The 22,472-nt window shown below is 61.6% G+C and carries 21 protein-coding genes; 12 read left to right on the plus strand and 9 right to left on the minus strand.

Translation table 11 applies throughout. From position 1 onward, the window contains the following. Positions 1-46: 46 nt before the first annotated feature. From VLJ37_03340 to VLJ37_03350, 3 genes are read right to left on the minus strand one after another with little or no spacing between them, the layout of a single operon-like run. On the minus strand, positions 47-1,540 hold the full coding sequence (locus VLJ37_03340) for an RDD family protein (protein ID HSA58699.1): 1,494 nt from the start codon (positions 1,538-1,540) through the stop codon (positions 47-49). Next, positions 1,470-2,213, minus strand: coding sequence for a glycerophosphodiester phosphodiesterase family protein (locus tag VLJ37_03345; GenBank protein HSA58700.1), 744 nt, complete (start codon positions 2,211-2,213; stop codon positions 1,470-1,472). The genes VLJ37_03340 and VLJ37_03345 overlap by 71 nt, the downstream gene beginning before the upstream one ends. Beyond that, the gene (locus VLJ37_03350) at positions 2,194-2,910 is read right to left on the minus strand and encodes an RsmE family RNA methyltransferase (GenBank protein ID HSA58701.1); all 717 of its coding nucleotides are present in this window, start codon (positions 2,908-2,910) and stop codon (positions 2,194-2,196) included. The genes VLJ37_03345 and VLJ37_03350 overlap by 20 nt, the downstream gene beginning before the upstream one ends. A 34-nt stretch (positions 2,911-2,944) precedes the next feature. Between VLJ37_03350 and VLJ37_03355 the strand changes: the two genes are divergently transcribed. Next, complete coding sequence (locus VLJ37_03355) at positions 2,945-3,919, plus strand: ROK family protein (GenBank protein ID HSA58702.1); 975 nt, start codon at positions 2,945-2,947, stop codon at positions 3,917-3,919. Here VLJ37_03355 and VLJ37_03360 read toward each other — a convergent pair. Genes VLJ37_03360 through VLJ37_03375 form a run of 4 tightly spaced genes read right to left on the minus strand, consistent with a single transcriptional unit; the run spans position 3,876 to position 9,885 of the window. After that, on the minus strand, positions 3,876-4,748 hold the full coding sequence (locus tag VLJ37_03360; protein ID HSA58703.1) for a serine/threonine-protein kinase: 873 nt from the start codon (positions 4,746-4,748) through the stop codon (positions 3,876-3,878). The two genes, VLJ37_03355 and VLJ37_03360, sit on opposite strands and share 44 nt — an antisense overlap. 41 nt (positions 4,749-4,789) lie before the next feature. Next, positions 4,790-5,983 (minus strand): endonuclease/exonuclease/phosphatase family protein, encoded by a 1,194-nt coding sequence (locus tag VLJ37_03365; protein HSA58704.1) that lies wholly within the window; start codon positions 5,981-5,983, stop codon positions 4,790-4,792. Beyond that, entirely contained in the window at positions 5,984-7,459 is a 1,476-nt protein-coding gene (locus VLJ37_03370) for an aminotransferase class V-fold PLP-dependent enzyme (GenBank protein ID HSA58705.1), read from the minus strand. Between the two features lie 11 nt (positions 7,460-7,470). After that, the gene (locus VLJ37_03375) at positions 7,471-9,885 is read right to left on the minus strand and encodes an MMPL family transporter (protein ID HSA58706.1); all 2,415 of its coding nucleotides are present in this window, start codon (positions 9,883-9,885) and stop codon (positions 7,471-7,473) included. Between the two features lie 70 nt (positions 9,886-9,955). On the opposite strand from VLJ37_03375, the gene VLJ37_03380 reads away from it, so the two are divergent. The 4 genes from VLJ37_03380 to VLJ37_03395 all read left to right on the plus strand — a co-directional run bounded on the left by VLJ37_03380 (position 9,956) and on the right by VLJ37_03395 (position 14,054). Then, positions 9,956-11,395, plus strand: coding sequence for a chorismate-binding protein (locus VLJ37_03380; GenBank protein ID HSA58707.1), 1,440 nt, complete (start codon positions 9,956-9,958; stop codon positions 11,393-11,395). Then, on the plus strand, positions 11,376-11,948 hold the full coding sequence (locus tag VLJ37_03385; GenBank protein HSA58708.1) for an aminodeoxychorismate/anthranilate synthase component II: 573 nt from the start codon (positions 11,376-11,378) through the stop codon (positions 11,946-11,948). The genes VLJ37_03380 and VLJ37_03385 overlap by 20 nt, the downstream gene beginning before the upstream one ends. Positions 11,949-11,952: 4 nt before the next feature. Next, the gene (trpD, locus tag VLJ37_03390) at positions 11,953-12,963 is read left to right on the plus strand and encodes an anthranilate phosphoribosyltransferase (protein ID HSA58709.1); all 1,011 of its coding nucleotides are present in this window, start codon (positions 11,953-11,955) and stop codon (positions 12,961-12,963) included. Positions 12,964-13,073: 110 nt separating this feature from the next. Continuing rightward, a complete protein-coding gene (locus VLJ37_03395; protein HSA58710.1) occupies positions 13,074-14,054 on the plus strand; it encodes a hypothetical protein in 981 nt (326 codons plus the stop codon). A 375-nt stretch (positions 14,055-14,429) separates the two neighbouring features. Here the strand turns inward: VLJ37_03395 and VLJ37_03400 are convergent, their stop codons facing one another. Then, positions 14,430-14,999, minus strand: coding sequence for a hypothetical protein (locus tag VLJ37_03400; GenBank protein ID HSA58711.1), 570 nt, complete (start codon positions 14,997-14,999; stop codon positions 14,430-14,432). Next, positions 14,996-15,430: a hypothetical protein gene (locus tag VLJ37_03405; GenBank protein ID HSA58712.1), complete on the minus strand. Its 435-nt coding sequence runs from the start codon at positions 15,428-15,430 to the stop codon at positions 14,996-14,998. Before VLJ37_03405 ends, VLJ37_03400 begins: the two co-directional genes overlap by 4 nt. A 97-nt stretch (positions 15,431-15,527) precedes the next feature. Between VLJ37_03405 and trpC the strand changes: the two genes are divergently transcribed. The 7 genes from trpC to VLJ37_03440 are packed head-to-tail and all read left to right on the plus strand — an operon-like array spanning position 15,528 to position 22,458. Further along, complete coding sequence (gene trpC, locus VLJ37_03410) at positions 15,528-16,313, plus strand: indole-3-glycerol phosphate synthase TrpC (protein HSA58713.1); 786 nt, start codon at positions 15,528-15,530, stop codon at positions 16,311-16,313. Positions 16,314-16,358: 45 nt separating this feature from the next. Continuing rightward, positions 16,359-18,095, plus strand: a complete 1,737-nt coding sequence (locus VLJ37_03415; protein HSA58714.1) for a hypothetical protein — start codon at positions 16,359-16,361, stop codon at positions 18,093-18,095. 49 nt (positions 18,096-18,144) lie between these two features. After that, a complete protein-coding gene (locus tag VLJ37_03420; GenBank protein ID HSA58715.1) occupies positions 18,145-18,759 on the plus strand; it encodes a phosphoribosylanthranilate isomerase in 615 nt (204 codons plus the stop codon). Further along, positions 18,756-19,949: a tryptophan synthase subunit beta gene (gene trpB / locus VLJ37_03425; protein HSA58716.1), complete on the plus strand. Its 1,194-nt coding sequence runs from the start codon at positions 18,756-18,758 to the stop codon at positions 19,947-19,949. The genes VLJ37_03420 and trpB overlap by 4 nt, the downstream gene beginning before the upstream one ends. Continuing rightward, positions 19,946-20,731: a tryptophan synthase subunit alpha gene (gene trpA, locus VLJ37_03430; protein HSA58717.1), complete on the plus strand. Its 786-nt coding sequence runs from the start codon at positions 19,946-19,948 to the stop codon at positions 20,729-20,731. The genes trpB and trpA overlap by 4 nt, the downstream gene beginning before the upstream one ends. After that, on the plus strand, positions 20,728-21,510 hold the full coding sequence (locus tag VLJ37_03435) for an enoyl-CoA hydratase-related protein (GenBank protein HSA58718.1): 783 nt from the start codon (positions 20,728-20,730) through the stop codon (positions 21,508-21,510). Before trpA ends, VLJ37_03435 begins: the two co-directional genes overlap by 4 nt. A 9-nt stretch (positions 21,511-21,519) precedes the next feature. Further along, positions 21,520-22,458: a DnaJ C-terminal domain-containing protein gene (locus VLJ37_03440; protein ID HSA58719.1), complete on the plus strand. Its 939-nt coding sequence runs from the start codon at positions 21,520-21,522 to the stop codon at positions 22,456-22,458. Positions 22,459-22,472: the final 14 nt, after the last annotated feature.

Genomic DNA, 22,472 nt, shown 5'->3' on the forward strand with positions numbered 1-22,472 from the left:
GATTTGCTTTAAAAATCAATCGGAAAGGCGCGAAAATTTTGAGAAATCAGCGGTGGAGGCCAAATCTCCGCGTTGCCTCGACCGTCTTGCCCGAGAACTGGTCCCGGAGGGTGAGCGTGACGGTGTAGGGACCCCATGGGGCGTCCGGCGGCAGGGCGAAGCGGGAGATGAGGCGTGCCGACCTGCGGGAGCCCACGGGAATGCTCGCGTTGATCGCATTGGGTCTTTCCAAAACGACTTTACCGGCGGTGTTCCGGACGCGGACGTCCGCCTGGATCCACGCCTTCTCCGACTGGACGAGATAGCCCGAGATCCGGAAGAGAACGTAGATGCCCTGTCCCGGAAGAAAGACGGGGTCCGCGACCGGCCCCGCCTCGGTGGGGCCCAGTCCCAACTCGTCGATCAGGATCCCCAGGTGGAGAAAGGGGAGACGCTTGACGGCCTGCGGCACGGGGTCGACCGTGTATGCACCCACGCGAAGGCTGAAATTCCGCCGGAGGAAACTGTCCGGGTTCTTCAGACCCACGGAGAACGCTCCGAACGCAAGTCCCGCGAGAAGCGGAACGGCGATCCAGCCCCGGAGGCCGCCGCGGTCGCGGAAGACCAAGGTGCCGGCGGCGATGTCTCCCGGGCGTTGTTTGCGGCTGGAGAGGAGGGCGCAAAGGTAACCGATCGGATTGGCGTCGATCAGCCTGAAGACATTCCTCAGCCAGATCGACGCGAAGCGCGCGGGGCGTCCGTCCTCCTGCGCGACCCGGAGCCCCACAAGCGCCTTGCCGAAGGTCGTTTGAAAAAAGGTCTCGCAGACAGTGAGTGCGAGGAGCGTGAGCGGCAGGACGGCATTGATGGCGATCGTGGCCAACGAAGGACGCCCGACGGGGATGGCGAGCAGGAGGCCATAGGCCATGGGAACGATCACGAGCAGATCCAAGGCCCAGGCGACCGCCCGGCGCGTCGCGCCCGCCAGGGGCGTGGTCTCCGGGGGGATCCGCCGCGGCTCGAAGGCGATCTCCCGGACGACGACCGTGCCCGCGAGGAGGTCTCCCAGCCTCTGATGCCTTTGGGTCGATTCCATGAGGCCCGCGGCCGTGAGGAAGAACAGCGGGTAGTCGATCAGCCTCATCAGATTGCGGATGAGGACGGCGGCGATGGACGCCTCTCCGCCGTCCGCACTGCGGACCCGCAGGCCCGCGAGCCACTTGCCCGGAGTCGCCGTCATCAACGCTTCGCTGGCAAAGGAGTAGACGAGGACGAGACCCGCGAGGGACGCGGCGAAGGAGGCGGCTTTTTGGAAGAAGAAAAAAAGCGGAGATCCCAGGGCCGCCAGGATCGTGAGATCGGCGAAGACGGCCGCGAAGCGTTGCTGGAGCGTCGCGGGAAGGACCTCCCCGGTCGGTGTCTCGCGCTGGGTCTGTGTGTGTTCCGGGGGGAAGAAGGTCGGGTCGTAGACGGTGATGGGAGTCTTCCCGTCATCCGCCGCTTGGCCGATGGAGGAGGAGTGTCTTGAGCCGCCGGGGTTCGTCGGTGATGATTCCGTCAACGCCTGCCTCCAGACACTTTCTCATATCATCTTCGGCGTTCACCGTCCAAACCAGAAACCGCCGTCCCGCGTCATGCGCGGCCTGCACGAGCGCCTGCGTCGCGTGCGCCAGGGGCGCGTTGATCGAAAAGGGGCGCGTGAGCGGCAGGGCCATCCGGTGCATCCAGTACTTGGACTCAAAGAGCACCCCCCGCCTGAGGCGGGGGGCGAGCCGCCTCATCCGCCAGAGCGGCAGGGGATGAAAGCTCGATAGGAGGATGGAGTCGCCGAGAGAGAACTTCCGGAGCGTCTCGGCGATTTTCACCTCAAGTCGTCCGTCGCCCGGGGCGTACCAGTGAGGCCGGGTCTTGATCTCCAGGTTGAGCAAGACGCGATCGCGCACCAGGTCCAGCAATTCTTCGAGCGTGGGAATGAATCCTCCCTGTTGGAGCCGGAAGGCCTTGAGCTGAGAGAGGGTGAATTCCCGAACGTTTCCCCGCCGATCGGCCAGCCTTTGCAGGTCGTCGTCGTGAAAAAGGACGACGCGCTCATCGCGCGTGAGCTGGAGATCGACCTCGATCCCGTCGATGGCGAGCTTCAGCGCCGATTCGATCGCCGGCAGCGTGTTCTCGAGGCCGGCCTTCGTGTCACCCCGGTGGGCAATGACGAGGGGCTTAGAAGTTGTCCAATTCATATTGAATGACGCTCAAGGCGCTGATCGCCGCCGTCTCGGCCCGTAAGATCAAAGACCCCATCGAGAGCAGGGTGAATCCGCCTCGCACCGCTTCGTCCGTTTCCATTTTTGACAAGCCGCCTTCCGGCCCCACGAGGACGAGAAGACTCCGCGCCTGCTGCCCGCGCAAGAAGTCCTTGGCCGGTCTCGGTGATTCCTCCCAGAAGGCGATCTTGGCGTCGGCGGCGACATCGAGCGCCTTGGTGAAGGCGAGAGGTTCCAAGATCTCCAAATGCGCGGCCCGACCGCATTGCTTGGAGGCGGCCTCCGCGATCTTTCCCCAGCGTTGGAGCTTCTTCGAATCACCTTTCCAATCCGATACGGTGCGCGACGAGGTGAACGGCAAGACGGCAAAAGCCCCGAGCTCGGCCGCCTTCTGGATCACAAACTCCATCTTGTCGCCCTTGAGAAGCCCCTGCGCGAGGATGACCTTGGCCTTGGGTTCCGGAACCGGAAGCCGGGCTTCGATCCAGACGATGGTTTGTTTGGGCGTGATCGTTTCGACGCGTCCGGTAAAGAGTCCTCCGGCGCCGTCGGTCAGGCGGACGCGGGCGCCGCGTTCGAGACGCAAGACTTTTGTCGCGTGGCGGGATTCTTCCGGAGAGACGGCGACGCGATCGTCCGGTTTTTTCCCCGGAGGAATGAGAAATTGAGGCATTTTGTTATCTTATTATTCGTGATAACACGCCGTTATGTCTTCATCAAACTTCGTCTTGAGCGTGGATCTCGGCGGGACCAACCTCCGCATCGCGGCGGTGCGCGAGGACGGAACCGTACTGGATCGCCTCGAAGAGGCCTCCGAGGCGCGCGCGGGAAGCGCGACGGTCTTGAGAAAGGTCGTTGACGCCGTTCGTTCCCTCGGCGGGAACGTCGAATCCCGCAATGGCAAGATTCTCGGCGTCTCGCTGGGCTTTCCGGGCATCGTCGATCCCGCCAAAGGCATCGTCTACCGTTCCCCCCATTTTCCGGATTGGAAGGACCTCGAACTCCTTTCGTTCTTCAGGCCCGAGCTCTCCTGGCCCGTCGCCGTCGACAATGACGCCAACCTGGCGGCCCTGGGCGAGTCCTGGAAAGGCGCGGGGCGGGGATTGAAAAACTTTCTCATGATGACGCTCGGCACGGGCCTCGGTGGGGGGATGGTGATCGATGGCCGCGTCTTTCACGGCGACCGGGGTTTCGCGGGCGAGTTCGGGCACATCTGCATCGAGACGAACGGCCCCGAGTGCGCCTGCGGGAGCCGCGGGTGCCTGGAGACCTTCGTCTCGGCGACGGGAATTCTGCGTCTCGCGGAAATTTCCGACCAGGCCGACGGCCGGGAGCAGCTCCTTGAGAGGCTCGGTAAACCCCTCGCCCGGACGACGGCCAAGGATCTTTACGTGGCCGCGCTGGACGGCGACATCTTCGCCAACACCCTCTTCAAAAAAATGGGCTATTACCTGGGGATCGGCCTCGCCTCCCTCGTGAACACGCTGGGGATGGAAACGATCATCGTGGGCGGGGGCGTGGCGGAGGCCTGGGACTTTTTCATCGAGCCCGCCAAGAAGGAACTGGCCCAAAGGACCTACGAGGAAACCGCCCGGACAGTGAAGATCGTGAAGGCGGGACTGGGGACGGACGCCGCGCTCATCGGCGGCGCGCGGGTCTTTTCAACGTCTTCGGCGGGATAGCGATCGCTCTCAAATCCTCCGCCATCTCGTTCGCATCGGCGTACCGGCTCGTCGGGGCCCTATGAATGGCCTTCATGACGACGCGGTCGACCGGCCTGGCGATCCCCCGCTCCGGCCGCGTCTGGCTGGGTGGAGGAGGGGGAAAGAGGCTGGCCAAGGGATGAGAAGAAGGGGAAATCTCCCGGCCCGTCAGCAAGTGATAGAAGGCGACGCCGAGGGCGTAGACGTCCTTTTGGGGGGTCTCGACGGTTTGAACCGGTATGTAGCGCGGAGTGCCTCGGTAAGGACGGCTTCCCGCCTTCCTGGCCTCCTGGATCGATTTTGCCATCCCCAAGTCGCAGAGCTTGACCGCCCCGTCTTCCATTACGATGAAATTCGAAAGCTTGACGTCGTTGTGAATGAGATCGCTCTCGTGGAGAACCCCAACGGCCTCCACCGCCCCAAGCATGAGGATCGAAGTTTGCCTGACGTCGAAGGGGAGAAAGCCGCTTTCGACGGAGATCCGAAAGTCATTCAACGTGACGCCGGGCACGTGTTCAAGGACGAGATAGGGTTTCTCATCGACCGTCGTCCCCCGCGCAATGGGTCTCACGATTCGATCCGACCGTATGCGGTTCAAGGAGGCCCATTCGTTCTCGAAGTCTCTCTGCAGCTGCGCGCGGAATTCCGGGGTATTCGGATTTTCGGCGATCTGTCCCACCTTGATCGCCACCGTCTCGCCGGAAGAGGCGTCCAGGGCGCGATAGACGGCGCCGAAGCCGCCGGTGCTGATGAGTTCCTGCAGTTGATAGCCTGGAATCAGGCACGCCGTTGGGATGGTCGCGACCATAACGAACCGCCTTATCGGCTTATTTCCTATGCAGTTTCGCCTTAAATTTCAAAGGAAAGAAGGATCGGGTGGTGATCGCTCGGGCGGTCGTCGGGGGGGTAGTCCTCGCCGGGGCGGAGACGGATGACTTTTTTCAGAAGGGGGGTTAAGCCCCGGGCGGCGAACCAGTCGAGTTTGAGGCTGAACCGGCCGCCGGATTTTTTGACGATGCGGTTGATCCAGCGGAGCATCCATTCCGGGAACTGGTCCTTGGCCATCTGGCCCAGTTCCCTGTCGTCGGTCACCAGGTCGAAAGTGCCGGCGCCTTCCTCATTGAAGTTTTCATAATCCAACCCGAGCCGCCGGATCGCTTCGAAAAGTGGGCGATCGAACTTCTTCTGCGGAAAGGCGTGATGGGCGCTGATCATGCGCTTTGGGCCCGGAGAAAGGATCTGGCGGAGGACGCTGGCGAAGAGGGTTCTTCCGGAGGTCGAATTCATCGTGTTCGTGTTCCAGTCGCCGGCGATCAGCGCGGGCGTCGACGATGCGCCGTTCAGCAAGGGACCGACGGCCTGCTGAAACTGGAAGGCGCGCATGCGGGGCGAGGAGAAGGCGTCCAGGTGAACGCAGGCGACGGTCAGTTTGCCGCCGGAGACGGAGAGGTCGCCGATCAGGGATCTTTTCTGACCGACCCGCACTTCCTTCGATTTGAATTTGTCGGTCGCGTTGGTCATCGCCGCCACGCGCAGGTTCGTCAGAGGATAACGCGAGAGGATCGCCTTGCCATGGAGGCCGACGGCGTTCGGTTCCTGAATGTGACGTTCGGAGCCGTGTCCGGCGGTGAGATTGAAATAGGACGGGGCAAAATAGGAAAAGAGACCGAGGGACTTTCCGAGATCGGCGGCTACGTTTCGGTTGCCGGAACGGGCCATGCCCCAGTCCACTTCCGTCAGAAAGAAGACGTCGGCGTCCTTCATCTCGGTGTGGGTGGACAAGACATGAACCAGCGTCTCGAAACGCTTGCCCCGTTCGATGTTCCAGGTCATCGCCTTGATCGGTCTGGATGCCTCGGATGCCTGGGCCCTCGTGGCTTCGGGCCGGTACACCTCACCGCAACGGTGAAGGTGGAACTCGATGGATTGGGTCAGGCGCCGCAGGGCCCCGTCCTTCTTGAGACGGGACGTCACCCGGCCCTTGAGGGGGTCTCGGGCCAGCAGTTCCGAGGCTTGGCGGCAAAGGTCGATGAGTTCGCGCATCTAAAAAAGACTATCGGTCTTGGGTTCCCACGTCCAGCCGTCCCGGCGGACGGCCCGGCCTTCGCGCGTGACCTCGTACTCGGCGTTCAGGCGCGCGCCGTTCGCGACGATCCAGTCGACGGCGGCATGGAGCCGCTCGATGTCGCCTTCGTCCGAGTAGATGCCCAGACTGGCCCGGACCATCCCGGGCGTCCGGCTGTGGTCTCCCGCGAGCACCGCGCGTTCGAAGGCCTCCAATTCCGGAGGCGTCACCCCCAGGAGGGCCTTCACGTAGGGATGGGCGCAGAAGCACTCGTTCCGGACGGCGATGTTGAAGTAGTCCGCCAAGGACTGGGAAACAACCGCGTGATGCATGCCATCCACGGAAAAGGCGACAACGCCCGCCCGCGGCGTGCGGTCGAGGTCGGCGTCGCCGAAGATGCGTACCTCCTCGAAAACCTGGAGTCCCCCGACAAGCTGGCGCGTCAGAGAGAGTTCATGTTCCCAAACGCGGTTCATGCCGATGACTTCGAGCGTCTTCAGGGACGCGGCGAGGGCGACTGCGCCGGGGATGTTGGGCGTTCCGGCCTCCTCCCGGGAGGGGAGATCATCCCTTAAGAGATGACGTTCGAGATCGACGGATAGGACGATTCCGCCGCCCATTTCGTCCGGCTGCGCGGGAGACGCGGACCTGGGCATGACGAGGACTCCGGGCGAACCCGGCGCGTAGACCTTGTGGCCGGAGAAGACGAGGTAGTCGACGCCGTCCTCCCGCATGCGGATCTTGCGGTGCGCCGCCGTCTGCGCGGCGTCGACGAGGATTTCGGCTCCGGCCCCATGGGCCAGGCGCGCCAGCGCCGCGACGTCGTTGACGATGCCTGTGACGTTCGACACGCCGGTCACCGCCACCAGGCGCACTCGCCCCTTGTTTTCCCTCAGCGCGTCGCGGATACGGTCGAGGGAAAGCGTTCCTTTGATCGGGTCGACCGGGACTCCGATCGACCGCGGCGCGTACTTGCTCCAAGGCAATTGGTTGGCATGGTGCTCCATGCCGGAGAAGACGACCGTGTCGCGCCCGTCTTCCGGCCCCCTCCAAAACAGGCTCCGGGCCACACGGTTGATCGCCCCGGTCGCCCCGTGGCCCACGAAGACGGCCACGTGCGTCGCCGGGTCGGCGCCCGTGAACCCCAAGACCGTTTCATGGGCCCTTTCAAAAGCGTGGGTCGAGAACCTCGCCGCCCCGTAGGTCGTCGAGTGGCTGTTGGCATAATGACCCAGTATGCTCTCCAGCGCATCGCGGGCCGGTCCGATCATCTTCGTCGAGGCCGCGCTGTCGAGATAGGTGAGCGGAAGGGAGGAGGACGCGGCGTCGAATCCCTCGGGGATCAGATGGGACGGAAATGCCTGGAGGACGGCGCCCGCGTCGCGAATCGGGTACGGCGCGCGGAGACCGGCGGTCGTCGCGGCCAGATGGAAGAAGGGGAGCGGGTTCGTCATCCGAACAGCTCTTACGGCACGACCTCTTTCCGGTCAAATCTCAAGTGTTCCAGGAACTGGAGAAGGGCCGGGAGGAAAACCAGGGTGGAGAGGAAGCACGTCCCCACGCCGATGACCGCGAGCAGCCCGATCGAATACAGCCCCCTGTGCACGCAGAAGAGGAGGCCGAAAAAGCCCGAGGCGTTCGTGAGGGACGCGAGCATGGCGGCCACGCCCGTCGAGCCCAGGACCTTCGCGAGCGAGCCCCGGCCCATCTCCTCATAGCGGTGGTAGATGTGGATCGAGTTGTCGATCGACATGCCCATGACCGCCGGGATGATGATCATATTATAGAAGTTGAGCTTGATACCGAAGATATAGATCACCCCCAACAGCCAGAACACGCCGAGGACGATGGAGGCCATGACGATCGCGGTTTTCCGCACGCTCCGGAAGTCGATGAAGACGAAGAACATGACCGAGAGGAGGGAGACGATCATGACCGTCTTCGAGTCGGCCAGCATGGTCTTGAGAACCAGGCCGTAGACCACGCCGTCGCTCGAGGGGTAATAGACGCCTGCCTTGGTCTCGATCTTTCCCACGTCCTCGGCGAACCGCATGGCGTTCTGGCCGTCGTCGAGCTCGAGCTCGGGGATGGCGTTGATGTAAAAAAGCTCTCCGGGCACTTCCGGCTTGCCCTTGAAGACCTCCTCCACCTCCGGGGGCACGTCGCCCTCCTTGATCGGCGCCGTCTTGTCGAGGGCCTCCCTGAACCGATCCAGGTCCTTCTTTTGCTCGCCCTTGACCAGCCGGATCGTGTCGTCCTTGAGGAGCGCTTGGATCTCACCGATGACCTTGAGTTTCTCGTCCTGATCGGACGGCACCAGGTCGTAATACGAGCGCGAGGTGTCGATCGTGGGAGAAAGTTTGTCCTCCTCTTTGCGCTTCTCCACCGCCTCGTGCAGGGCCTCGGCCTCGTCGCTGGAATAGATCACCACGGCGGCGGGGTTGTTCACGCGCCGGGTCGTCATTCGCTGCTTCTTCTTGGCCTCGATGACCTCCGGAATCTCCGCCCGCGTCTTTTTGGAATCGTATTCGAAGCCGATGAACGGCGTCACGATGAAGGAAAAGACGGTGAACAAGGAAAAGACGCCGAGCGAGACGGTCAGCCACTTGGCCTTGACGGGAATCGCCGGCTCGGAGTCGGCCACCGCGCGGTGGAATCGCAAGACGCGGATTTTTTCCAAAAAGATCAGCAGCGAGGGCATGAACAGGAAATAAACGAAGAAAATGACCCACAACCCGAGACCGGAGATGAGGCCGAATTCCGAAAAGCCGCGGAACTCGTTGATGAGAAGCAGCAGAAAGGTGACCGCCACCGAGGCGACGGAGGTCAGGATCGAGCGCCCCGTATGTTCGTAAATCTGGTTGATCGCGTGTCTCCGTTCGTGGCCGGACGTGCGGTCTTCATGGTAACGGCTGAAGATGTGAATGCCGTTCTCGATCCCCAGGCCGCCGAGGATCGCGAAGAGAAACGACGTCGAAACGTTGAGCTTGGCCACGAAGTACGAGGCGGCGGCGAAGGAGATCGGCATGGCGACGGCCAACGGCAGGAACATCGACAGGACGTTGAGAGGGTTCCGGAACCGGATGAGGAGCGGGATGAAAAGCAGGATCCCGGAAATGATGCCGACGCGCTTCAGGTCCTTCACGAGCGCCCGGTACTCCAGGACCTTGGTGGCGCCGGAGAAGTACACCTTCATCGTCGGGTGATAAGTCTTGGGCGCGAGCGTCGCGACGAAGTCCTCCATCTTGTCTTGAAACTTGCTGGCGGCGGAGAGTCCGGTGCTTTCCGGGCCCGATTCGACGAAGATCGAATAGATGCGCCCGTCCGGAGACACATTGTATTCGCTCTTGGTCTCTTCGGCGTACTTGGCCCCGTACTTTTCCTGGATGTCCTTGAAGGAGACGGAATCCCCCTCGTTTTCGAGGTCGATGTACAGGCCGCGCAGCTTTTCTCTTTGGATGCGCCGGTCGATGCGGTCCCGGATGGTGCGGAGATCCTCCAGACTCACGAACAGCATCTTGTACTTGTCGAAAAAGTCGTAGCCGATCTTGCGCGCGATCACGCGGCCCACGTAGGGCTCGTGATTGAGTTTCTCCACCGTGTCGGCCAGGAAGCGGAGCGTGGCCTCCGGGTCGTCGGATTCGAATACGATGGAGGTTCGCACGCCCTTCTCAAGCTTGTCGCGAACCTTGAGCAGGGCCTGAACGTTGGGGTTCTCCCGCGGCAGGAGGTCGACGGGATCGGTGCTGATGTTCTTGAAGAGTTGAATCGTCCTGGGGATGCTCGCGGCGCTCAGCGCGATGACGCCGATCAAAATGAGCGGCCAGAGCTTGAGGTTCACGGCCGTCAGGAAGGAGGCGATTCTTTTGGTTGGCGTCATATGAGTTCCGCTTTGTGGCAGTTTTTTTAGTCGTTGACAACTCCTCGTTATGACACGCAAAACTTGGCGAATGCGTATCGCATCCTTCGAGGAATTCAGGAAGCGCGCCCGTCCGGGGTGCCGGGTCCCCTTGGCCGGGGAGATGCCGCTCGACCTCGACACGCCGCTGGCCGTCTACAAGGCGTTCGAGAGCGAAAAATACCGGTTCTTGCTCGAAAGCGTCGAGCGCGGCGAGAAGTGGGGCCGCTACAGCTTCATCGGTTTGTATCCCTCCGTCGTCTTCAAGGCCGCCGCGAGCCGTTTGGACGAACTGAAAAAGATCCTTCATCAGTACCGTTTCGTGCCGGTGCCCGGCATGCCAATCTTTCCGGGCGGCGCGGTCGGCATCGTCGGATACGATTCCGTCCGGTCGTTCGAGAGGTTGCCGGACTTGAAGCATCCGGGGCTCGATCTGCCCGATCTCTATTTCATCGTCCCGCAAATCCTCCTGGTGGCCGACACCTTCGAGCAGTCGCTCAAGATCGTCTACGACGCGCGCATCGATTCGAAGGCGTCCGTGAAGAAGGAGTACGAAAAGGGCGTGCGCTTGATCCGGAGGACCGCGGCGGCGATCGCCTCCCGCAAACCCGAGCGGCGGCCGGCCAAGAGAAGCGCGTCAAAACCTCCCCGGTGGACACAGAGCCTCTCGAAGGAGGAGCACGCCCGGGGCGTCTCCCGCATTCGCGAATACATCATGGCGGGAGACGTCACCCAGACCGTCTTCGCGATCCGGTTTCAGTCGGAGATGAGGATCGACGACCTGGCGCTTTATCGGGCGCTCAGGCGGATCAACCCGTCTCCTTATATGTTTCATCTCAAGTTCGACGGGACGTCCCTCGTGGGCGCCTCGCCGGAGACCATGGTGCGTTTGGAGGACGGCCAGATGACGCTGCGGCCGATTGCAGGAACGCGCCAGCGCGGCCGGGACGACGCGGAGGACCTCGCCTTGGAAAAGGAGCTCTTGGCGGACGAGAAGGAGAGGGCCGAGCACATCATGCTGGTGGACCTGGGCCGGAACGACCTGGGTCGCGTCGCCGAGGCCGGGAGCGTCCAGGTGGACGAACTCATGAAGGTCGAGCGATACTCCCATGTGATGCACATCGTCTCGAACGTCCGGGCGAGGCTTCAGAAAGGCAAGGACGCATTCGACCTGCTGAAAGCGACGTTTCCGGCGGGGACGCTGTCGGGTTCGCCGAAGATCCGCGCGATGGAGATCATCGAGGAACTGGAGCCCGTGCGACGGTCGTTTTACGGCGGGTGCGTGGGCTATTTCAGTTTCTCCGGCAACATGGAGATGGCGATCACGATCCGGTCGGCGCTCTTGAAGGACGTGGACGGAGTCCACGTCGTGACGGTTCAGGCCGGCGGAGGGATCGTGGCGGACTCGGTGCCGGAGACGGAATATAAGGAAATCCAAAACAAGGCCAAGGCCGTGATGAAGGCGATCGAATATGCTCTTGATGATCGATAACTACGATTCGTTCACTTATAACCTCGTGCAGTACTTCCAGGAATTGGGGGAAGACGTCCGGGTGTACCGCAACGACGAGATCACGCTCGATCAGATCCGAAAACTGAATCCCGACAAGATTGTCATTTCTCCTGGACCCTGCACGCCGAACGAGGCCGGGGTTTCCGTCCCCATCATTAAAGAGTTCGCCGGCAAGATCCCCATCCTGGGCGTTTGCCTGGGTCACCAGTCCATCGGACAGGCATTTGGGGGAAAGATCGTCCGGGCCAAGAAGGTCATGCACGGCAAGACCTCGATGATCCGGCACGACGGCAAGGGCGTCTTCAAGGATTTGAAAAATCCCTTCGAGGCGACGCGTTATCACTCGCTCGTCATCGAAAAGCAATCGATTCCCGACTGCCTGGAGGTCACCGCCACCGCGGACGACGGGGAAATCATGGGCGTCCGGCACAAGGAGATGAAGCTCGAAGGCGTCCAGTTTCATCCCGAATCCATTTTGACCGCCGAAGGGAAACACCTTCTCAAGAATTTTCTCGACCTCTCTCGTTCATGATCCCATGATCCAAGTCGTTCTCAAAAAACTCGGCCGCGGAAGCTCCCTCTCCGAAGAGGAAATGGTCGCCGTCATGAAGGAGATCATGGCGGGGAAGGCCGCCGAGGACGACATCGTCCAGTTCCTGACGGGCCTGCGGGATAAAGGCGAGATCCTGGCGGAGATCAAGGGCGCGGTCAGGGTCCTGCGCGAGTTCATGGTCAAGGTGAGCGTCAATCAGGACAACCTGGTCGACACCTGCGGGACCGGAGGAGATGCGAGCGGGACCTTCAATATCTCGACCGCGGCGGCCTTTGTCGTCGCGGGCGCGGGCGTCCGGGTCGCCAAGCACGGCAACCGGGCGATCAGCTCCAAGTCGGGGAGCGCCGACATCCTGGAAAAGCTGGGAGTGAGGATCGAACTGGAGCCCGTCCAGGTCCGCAAGTGCCTGGTCGAGGCGGGGTTCGGCTTCTTCTTCGCCCCGCGTTTTCACCCGGCCATGAAGAACGTCGCCGGCGCCCGGAAGCGCATCGGGACGCGCACCATCTTCAATCTCCTGGGCCCTCTGGCGAACCCGGCCAACCCCCTGACCCAGGTGATCGGGGTCTACGACGCGAAGAAAATGACGATGATGGCCCAGGTCCTCCGCGACTTGGGCTCGACGCGGGTCCTCCTCGTGCACGGCGAGGACGGGTTGGACGAGATCACGCTCACGGGCAGGACCTACGCGGTCGCCCTCGGCAACGGAAAGATCGGCGAGCTCACGATCGACCCGGAAGAATTGGGTCTTGAACTGTGCAAGCCCGAGGACCTCCTGGGCCGCGACGCGGACTACAACGCGATGATGCTCAAGGGGGTCCTGGAGGGCTACGAGTCGCCTCTGAGAACGGCCGTCATGCTCAACGCCGCCGCCGCCCTCATGGTCTCGGGACGCGCCTCAAGCCTCGAAGAGGGGCTGACGATCGCCGAGCACTCGCTGGATCAGGGCAGGGCCTACGAGGTCCTTAAGGACGTGATCCGGATTTCCAACGAATAGAGCAACTTTTTCCCTTCGAACGCGAGATTTCGACCAAGATGGCAAGTTATAGTTCCCTGTTCACCGGGGTCTTTCTCCGAGGGGTCGGTCTTTTTGGGACCGAGCGCCATTTGCTGACCCTCTTGGATGAAGGGTTGCCGGTCCTAGAAAAAGGGCTTCCTTCTTATTTGGATGTGGCAGCATCGCGGCGCTCTCTCCGTCACGGCGATGCCGCTCTATGGAGGGAAACCATTCACCGTTGGAGTGCCTTGCCCGTTGTCGTCAAGATCTTCCGGCCTCATATCGGAGACTTCATTCGTTCCCTCGGTCTCCGGCAAGAGGCTCGAATTCTTAATGCTGCTTTGAAAGAGTCTCGCAACCCGCCTATTCACGTAAGTGACTTCCTGGTCCTTGAGGCCTTTCGATTGGCGGTCGAGGAATTTAAGCGATCGGGAAAAATTTCGACGGTTCCGATGGCCGCGATCGCCCGCAGGGCCCACGGAATCTTTCGCGAGGAGTTTTGCAAAGGGCCGGTTTGGCCGCCTTTCAATAAATTTCATAAGGCCATTTTGCCGGATCCCTCCGGGAACTCCCCCATCTTGAACCTTATCCAAGAGGCCGGTGGATTTCCCAAAGGAGAAAGAAGCGACAAGGCAAAAGCCGTGGCCGCTTTCGAAGCGGCGATTCGCCAGTTGAGAGAGGAGGGCACCTTGGACACAATAGGGCATACGGCCATCGCCGATCGCGCTCGCGATCTCTACAATCGTGATTTGCCCGCGCCGCTCGTTCTTTCGGACGGCACCTTCCAAGCATTTCTATGCAAAGATCCTGAGGTTCGCCGTCTCCTTGAAGAGTCGGGGGCAAGTCGATTGAATCAGCCCAGGCGCCCCGAGAGGATCGCACGGTCCTTCGAGGAGGCGATTGAAGAACTGAAACGAGCCGGAAGTCTGTCGTCGGCGACCTATGCAAAGATCGCCGCCAGGGCCTACGAGATCTATCGCCTGGGATCGTCGGGAGAGGATCTGATGCTGGCGGAGTTTTCCCGTGAAGCACTCTCGAGCACGAAGATCGGCAGGATGCTCCGCCAGGCGCAAGTCCGCATCAATTTATAATTTCTCGAAGCCCCTCAGGCACCGTTATTTATCGGCTCGAAAGGCTCAGAGTTGCCGTCCTAAAAAAGCCGGAAGCGTCGCCAATCAGAATCGTTTTGAAAGGTTCCGGCTCAGGCTCCGGTTCCAGCACAGATGCCGGCGCCGCCTCGGATCACGTCATACCGGCTTCGTCGTTCGGAGGAATGACCTCGGCCTGCCATCTGAAATGGGCGGGGAAAAACGGGGGCTAAGGGTCTGAAATGGCCTGGAAAGATTCAATCTCAGGCGGAAGGTGCATGGAACCCGAGAAGTGCGCAGAAACGTAAGAGATCCCAATAATAGCTATGAACTATGGGATATTATTACATATTAGCAGGAGAGCCGCTCTGTGCAGACTTACCTAGAAATGATCTGATTTAACGTTTTGAGGTAGCCTTCCTTTTTGGCGAAGTCGGTGAGGTAGTCGAGGTCGATGCGTTTCTGATTTTTCATCCAAAGGAGTTTCGCCTGCTCGATCGATCCTTGATGCTTCCATTCCACGCCGGCAATGATCCTATCCATGATGATGTCCTCGATCCGAATGATCTCCAGCGGGCCTTCGGGAGTCTCGATCACGTTGACCTTGGAGATCGTTCTGCTCCCGATTTCGATGGGGGAGGGCGGAAATTCGATCGAGAAATCGAAGACCGGATGACCGAATTGCCGGTAGTTCGACGTTCTTCTGAAACCGAGGGAATTCATGATCTCCTCGATCATTTCTTTGGTATCCCCTCTGAGAATCACATCGATGTCTTTCGTGAGATAGGTTCCCTGCGTATAGAATTGAACCGTCGCTCCGCCGACTAAGATGAAATCCATGTTCTTGGCCCGAAAGAGCTTGGAGAGGAAAGCCGCGAGTGTGACTTGGCGAATAGTTTGCGGCAATTCGGCGATGATTTTCAGTTTTTGTTGATTCTTGCCGCTCATGTTCGGTTGATCCTCTTCAGAATCTTCTCCTCTTCATAAGAGCGGTGTTTTTTCCGTTTCTCCATGAGACGCGGGAGCATTTCCGGAGGAATCGGGGTTTTGCCGATTTCGCGCACCAAGTCTTCCATCCTATAGGTTTGGTTGACTTCGTATTTTCTGTTTTGTTCCTTTCGATAAAGCGTCAGCAAATCGCGAATAGGGGGATACAGTCGGAAACGCTGATTTAACCGGAACGCCCTCTCGCTGCCCCGGCGGCTGGAGAACAGCATCCCCCAGCTTTCCAGGTTGCACAGTTCCCGGAACGACTCCTGAGGCGAGATCTTGAGTTCCCGGGCCAGTTCGCGGATGCCCACCTGGGCGTCAGGGTTTCGGACGTAGTAATCCAGGACCAGGCGGCGGACCTTGGAAGGGATGAGGAAGCTCAAGTCCATACGATCTTATCGTCCTAATTATTATGACAGTTGTCAATATTTTTATGACAATAGGTCTTTCTTGTGAAAAGCGTCCGGATATCCGATAGATAGACGCATGCTGCTCGACAAGATCGTCGACTACAAGCGCCAGGAGCTGGAGGCCGTCCGGCGGAAGGTTTCGCTCAAGGACGTACGGGCCATGGCGGAAGACGCCGCGCCTAGACGCGGGTTCATCGATGCCGTGCTCAAACCAGGGATACGCATCATCGCCGAGGTGAAGAAGGCGTCGCCTTCCGCCGGCGTCATTCGTGCCGATTTTGATCCGATCAAGATTGCGGTGGCCTACGAGGAAAACGGCGCGGCCTGTCTCTCCATCCTCACCGATGAACATTTCTTTCAAGGAAGCCTGAAATCTCTGGCAGACATCCGTCGTTGCGTGAAAATTCCCCTCTTGAGGAAGGACTTCACGCTCGACGCATACCACGTCCACGAGGCCCGGGCGCACGGCGCCGACGCCATCCTCCTGATCGTCCGGATTCTCGAAGACGCGCAGATCAAGGACTACGCCGCCCTGGCGCAAGACCTCGGCATGGCGGCCTTGGTCGAGGTGCACGATGAGAAGGAGATGGAGCGGGCGAAAAGGGCCGGGGCGACCTTGATCGGTGTCAACAACCGCAATCTCGACACCCTCAAGGTGGACCTGCAGACGACCGTCCGTCTGGCTCCGCTCGCTCCGAAAGGGGCCGTCCTCGTGGGCGAGAGCGGGATTTCCGCTCCGGAACACGTGAGAAAATTGCGAGGCGTCGGCGTGAATGCGTTTCTGATTGGCGAATATTTTATGAAGTCCTCCGATCCGGGGGCCGCGCTCGGAAATTTGCTGAAGTCCTCATCGACCGATTGATTTCTCGCAACCTCTGACGCGCCGCGACGAAGAATGGCTTCGCTTATGGATGCCTCTTCGCTGACGCTTTCCCAGGCCGTTTCCACCCTTCAATTGGCCCTTCAGAACGCGGGACGGCTCGCGGACGTCGCGCCGCGGCTCGCCCAAACGGTTCGTGCCGCCGGGGAGCTGGAGGCTTGGGACCTTCCGGAGACGACCGTCCGAACGCTCGCTGCGATCCGGGACGGCGGCGTGTTGCAGGTGGGAGAGGCCTTGAGGTCGCTCGCCCTGCTTGGCGCGCGCGTCGGCGCCGGGGAGTCGGAGCTCGCGCGACTCGAAAAACGTGACGGCGCGTCCTCGCTTTCCCCCCTGGCGGCCGTGCGGGAGATTTTCTCGCCGCTCACGTTCACCCGCCCATCTCCGTCCCCGGGCTTCTGGGCCCGGATGGCGGATCCCACGGACGGCTTTTCGCCTTTCACGACGGAGGGGGGCACCCAGGTCGCCTTTTTCGCGAAGGCCCACGATCTCGGGTCCTTTTGGTCGGAGAGTCTCGATCGGCATTGGGCCAACGGTCTGGGCCTTGCCGTCTTCCTGAACGATGAGGAGGGCGTCTGCGGCATGATCTTCGTTCACGGCGTGGGGCGCTCGCCTTGGAGCCGTCTCAAACGCAATCTCTGGCTCTCCTCCGGCGGGACGATGGCGTTCCGCGACGACCGGATGACGTTCGGCCAGGCGCTCAAGCGCGTGGTCGACAAGGGCGTGGCGATGACCCACAAGTGGCGCTCGATCGACGAGGCGCTCCACCAGGTGAAGCACGACACGCCGACCGGACTGGGAGGGTCCAAGGGCATTCTCCTGCACCGAAACAACGGGCAGGGGTTCGCGAAGTCGTTGACGGTCTATGCGGACGTCCTGACAACGCTCGGCATCAGCCTCACGGGCAGCGACGAGGGCGTCGGCCCCGAGGCGGCGGACGCGCTCGCGAAGTTGGCGCCTTGGAATATCGTCGGGAGCAAGTTCGGCAATTATCGCGGCCATGCCCCCATCGGTCACACCGCCGCCGGGGTCTACAGCGCGCTGAGGAACGTCCACGAGGAATTCTTGGGAGGGACCGTGTCGCCGGTCCTGATCGTCGGATTCGGCGGCATCGGCTCGCTCCTGCATCAAAAACTCCGAAACGTCCGCGGCTCGCCGGTCGCCGGCGTCGTGGACATCGATCCCGGCAAACTGTGCGCGCTGAGGTCGGGCGGATTTCCGGCGCCGCTCTACCATGACGCCTCGGTCCGGATGCCGAACGTTTGGGAGTCGGTCCGCATGGCGTGGCACGGCATCCGGTCCGAAGCGGGCCTGGCGCCGATCGTGACGATGCTCCCCGAGGCCCGCATTCTTTCGCCCAACGGGGGGCCCCAACCGATCACGTTCGACGTCGCGGCGGCGATGATCATGAGCGGCGTCCGGGCCGTCGCGGGCGCCGCCAACAACCAGAACGCCTTCGACGCCCATGGCTCCCCGGATGCGATCGCCTGGATCCTGCAGGCGGCCGGCATTTTCCACGCCGCCGATTTCGCCGTGAACCGGATGGGTGCCGCCGCCGTCGTCGCCAACGCGATCGGTCTCGGGCATTTCGATCTGAGACGAATGGCGGACACGGTCGGAAGCAGCGTGAAAACCCAGATCGACTTCGCCTTCAGCCGCGGCGTGCCGCCTTTCGTCCATGAAAGACGCCGCGCCGAGCGCGCTTGGAACGACCTGCTCTCATCGAGCCAGGCCATGGGCGGCCGATTCTCCGATGATCCCCGGTAGCGTTCCCGTCCTTTACATCTCGTTTTTCTTTGAGCTATTTTAGCCCGTCATGCTCGTGAAGATCTGCGGCATTACGAACATCGAGGATGCGTTGGCCGCCGTTGAGTTCGGTGCCGACGCCCTGGGGTTTAATTTTTACGCAAAGAGTCCGCGCCACGTCTCGTTCGAGAGGGCACAGAAGATTCTGGAGGACGTCCCGCCGACCGTTTTGAAGGTCGGCGTGTTTGTGAACGAATCCGAGCGGACCGTGAAAGACCTTTCCGTCGCCCTCGAGCTCGATTATCTCCAGTTTCACGGGGACGAGACGCCGTCGTATTGCGAGCAGTTCGCGGCCCCTTACTGGAAGGCGTTCCGCTTGAAGGATGAAAAGACCATCGAGCTCATGAAAAAATACAGGTGCGAGTATTATCTGGTCGACACCTTCATCGCGCAGTCCTACGGAGGCACGGGCGTGACGGGAAACTGGGACCTCACCCGCGAGGCGAAACAAGTCGGCAAGATCATCCTGGCCGGGGGCTTGACCCCCGAGAACGTGGCCGACGCGATCCGAACCGTCGGTCCGGACGGAGTGGACGTGGCGAGCGGAGTGGAGGAAAAACCGGGACGCAAGTCCGCCGCCAAAATCGAGCGGTTCATCTCCAACGCGAGAGAGGCGCTCCCGTGACCCCGCTCCCCGACAGGCACGGCCATTTCGGCGAATTCGGCGGCCAGTTCGTCGCCGAGACCCTCATGCCGGCCCTCCGCGAGTTGGAGGCCGCCTACAAGGCGGTCCGTCGCGACCGGGCCTTTTGGTCGGAATTGAACGCCCTCGCCAAGGATTACGTGGGCCGTCCGACGCCGCTCTACCTTGCGCGGCGCCTCACGGAAAAAATGGGCGGCGCGAAGATCTATTTGAAGAGGGAAGACCTCTGCCACACCGGCGCGCATAAGGTGAACAACACGCTCGGTCAATGCCTGCTCGCCAAGAAAATGGGGAAGAAAAGGATCATCGCCGAGACGGGGGCGGGCCAGCACGGCGTCGCCACGGCCACGATGACGGCCCTGCTCGGGCAGGACTGCCAAGTCTACATGGGCGAGGAGGACGTCCACCGGCAGTCCTTGAACGTCTTCCGCATGAAGCTCCTGGGCGCGGCGGTCTTTCCCGTGACCTCGGGGACGAAGACATTGAAGGACGCGCTGAATGAGGCGATCCGCGACTGGATCACCAACATCCGCACGACCTACTACTGTATCGGGACCGTCGCCGGCCCTCACCCTTACCCCATGCTCGTCCGGGATTTTCAGTCCGTGATCGGACGCGAGGTGAAGAAGGATCTGCTGAAAATGGAAGGGCGTTTGCCGGACGCGCTGGTCGCCTGCGTCGGGGGCGGCTCGAACGCCATGGGACTCTTCCATCCCTTCCTTCAGGACAAATCCGTGACGCTTATCGGCGTCGAGGCGGCGGGGGAGGGCGTCGGCGGCCGGCACCACGCGGCGACCCTGTTAAAGGGCAGGATCGGCGTCCTGCACGGCTTCAAATCCTATCTCCTCCAAAACAAGGACGGGCAGGTCCAGCCGACGCATTCGATCTCGGCGGGGCTGGATTATCCCGGCGTCGGCCCGGAGCACAGCTATTTGAAGGAGACGGGACGCGCGTCGTACGTGGCCGTGACCGACGACCAGGCGATGGAGGCCTTCGATCTGCTCTCCAAGACCGAGGGGATCATCCCGGCACTCGAATCGGCCCACGCCGTCTCCTACGGGACCCGGTACGCGCGTCAGCTCGCGAAAGACAAGACGGTCGTGATCAACCTCTCGGGACGCGGTGACAAGGACATGGGCACGGCGGCCGACTACTATGGTGTGAAGCTGTGAGCCGCATTGGAATCGCGTTCCGGCGGTTGAAGAAGAACGGGGAGAAGGCCCTCATCCCTTTTCTGACGGCGGGCGATCCAAATCCGGCGGCGACGAAGAGGCTGATCTTCGCGCTGGAGAGGGCCGGCGCGGACGTGATTGAACTCGGCGTCCCGTTTTCCGACCCCATGGCTGACGGCCCCGTCATCCAAAAGGCCTCCGAGCGGGCCCTGGCGAAGGGCATGACGCTTCGGAAGGTTCTGGAACTCGTGGCCCGGATCCGCAAGGTGTCGCAAGTGCCCCTCCTGTTGATGGGCTATTTCAATCCCATTCTTTCTTACGGGCTGGATCGATTTGCGCGCGACGCGGCCCGGGCGGGGGTCGACGGCGCCATCGTCGTGGATCTGCCGCCCGAGGAATCCAAGGACCTTGATCGGGCGCTCAAGAAAAGCGGCATCGACCTGATCTACCTTTTGACTCCGACCTCCGACGCGGAGCGCATCCGCATCGTCTGCCGCCGGGCGCGGGGATTCCTCTACTTCGTTTCGATGACGGGCGTGACGGGCGCCGCTCTCAAGTCGGTGGCGGAGATCAGGGCCAAGGTTTCCGAGATCCGGCGGCGCACGAAGCTCCCGGTCGCCATCGGATTCGGCATTTCGAGCCCAAAGCAGGCCCGGGCGATGGCGAAAATCGGCGACGGCGCGGTGGTGGGCAGCGCCCTCGTCGCCCTCGTCCACAAGAACGCGAAGAACCCGTCGGCCAAGGCGGAAGCTTTCATCAAGACCATGAGGGGTGCCCTATGAACGAAGCCGTTCTCTACGAAGCCAAGGGGGCGATCGCCCATGTGACGCTCAACCGCCCCGAACAGATGAACGCGATGAACATCGAGTTGATCGACGGGCTCGCCGACGCGATGGAAAAGGCGCGGGCCCCGGAGATCCGCGCGGTCGTCCTCAAGGCGAACGGCCGCTGCTTTTGCGCCGGCGGAGACATCCGCGCCTTCAACCGGTTCCTCGACGAAGGAAAATCGATTCCGGCCGCGATGCCCGATCGTTTGCACGAGATGGTGGAGACGATGCGGAACCTGGAAAAGCCGATCCTGGCCAGCGTTCAGGGCCCGGCGGCGGGGGCGGGGGCGCCTCTCGCGCTTGCATGCGACCTGGTCGTTGCCGCCGAGGAGGCCATCTTCAACTTCGCCTATGCCCGCATCGGGCTGACGCCCGACGGCAGTTCCACGTATTTCCTCCCGCGTCACGTCGGCATGAAGAAGGCGACGGAGATCTTCATGATGCTGCCGACGTACACGGCGAAAGAGGCGATGGAGCTGGGGCTCGTCAATTGGGTCGTTCCGGGCGCGGAGCTCGCCTCCAAGACGGAGGCCTTCGCCCGGCAGCTTTCCGAAGGCCCGACCGCCGCCTTCGGCCGTCTCAAGAAGCTCATGAACGCCACCTACGAGAACACCCTCCACGACCAGTTGGCGTTTGAGACCAAATTGATCTGCGATTCGAGCAGGACCGCCGATTTCCGGGAAGGGATCAAGGCGTTCCTGGGTAAGAGGACGCCGCAGTTTAAAGGTGTATAATCATTCGTCATGCCCAAAGATCCCTATGAAATTCTCGGCGTCGCGCGCTCCGCGTCTCAAGACGAGATCAAAAAATCCTACCGGAGGCTCGCCAAGAAATATCACCCGGACGTGAACAAGGGCGACAAGGCCGCCGAGGAGAAGTTTAAGGAGATCTCGCAGGCCTACGAGATCGTCGGCGACGAGGAGAAGCGGAAGAAATACGACCAATTCGGCCAATGGGCGGAGCAGGGCGGATTCGATCCGCGACACCAGCCGTATCGGACCTACACGTGGACCTCGGGCGGACCCGGCGGCCGCGGCGGCGGGGCCGAGTTCGACATGAACGACATCTTCGAAAACATCTTCGGCGCCGGGTTCAGCGGGGCCCGCCGCGGGCGAGGACGGGCCCAGCCCGAGTGGTTCGGGGAGGAACCGCAGGAGGCGCCCGCGCAGGACGTCCACTCCACCCTGGAGATCGGCTTCGAGGAGGCGGTCCGTGGGACCAAGCGGCGGATCGCCATCACCCGGAACGGCCATGACGACAGGATCGACGTGAAGATTCCCGCCGGTATCCGGGACGGCGGCAAGATCCGCATTCCCGGCAAGGGCGCGGGGAGGGGCGATCTCTACATCCAGGTCAAGGTGGCGCCCCATGCGTCCTTCTGGCGTGAGGAGGACGACCTCTACGTGAACGTCCCCATCACGGTGACGGAGGCGGTTCTGGGGGCGACGGTCCGCGTTCCGACGCTCGACGGGGCGGTGAACCTCAAGATCCCGCCGGGAACGCCTTCGGGTCAAAAATTCCGTTTCAAGGGAAAAGGGGCTCCGCACCTGGATCATTCCGGACAGGGGGATCAGTTTGCGGTCGTGAAGATCGTCGTCCCGCCCGATTTGGACGAAGAAACCAAGGAACTTTTTAGGAAAATCCACGAAAAGACTGCAGGTTTTAACCCCCGGGCGTCTTGACAGCCGCCGGAACG

This window comes from bacterium (assembly GCA_035454885.1).
In the GTDB taxonomy this organism is placed as follows: domain Bacteria; phylum UBA10199; class UBA10199; order JACPAL01.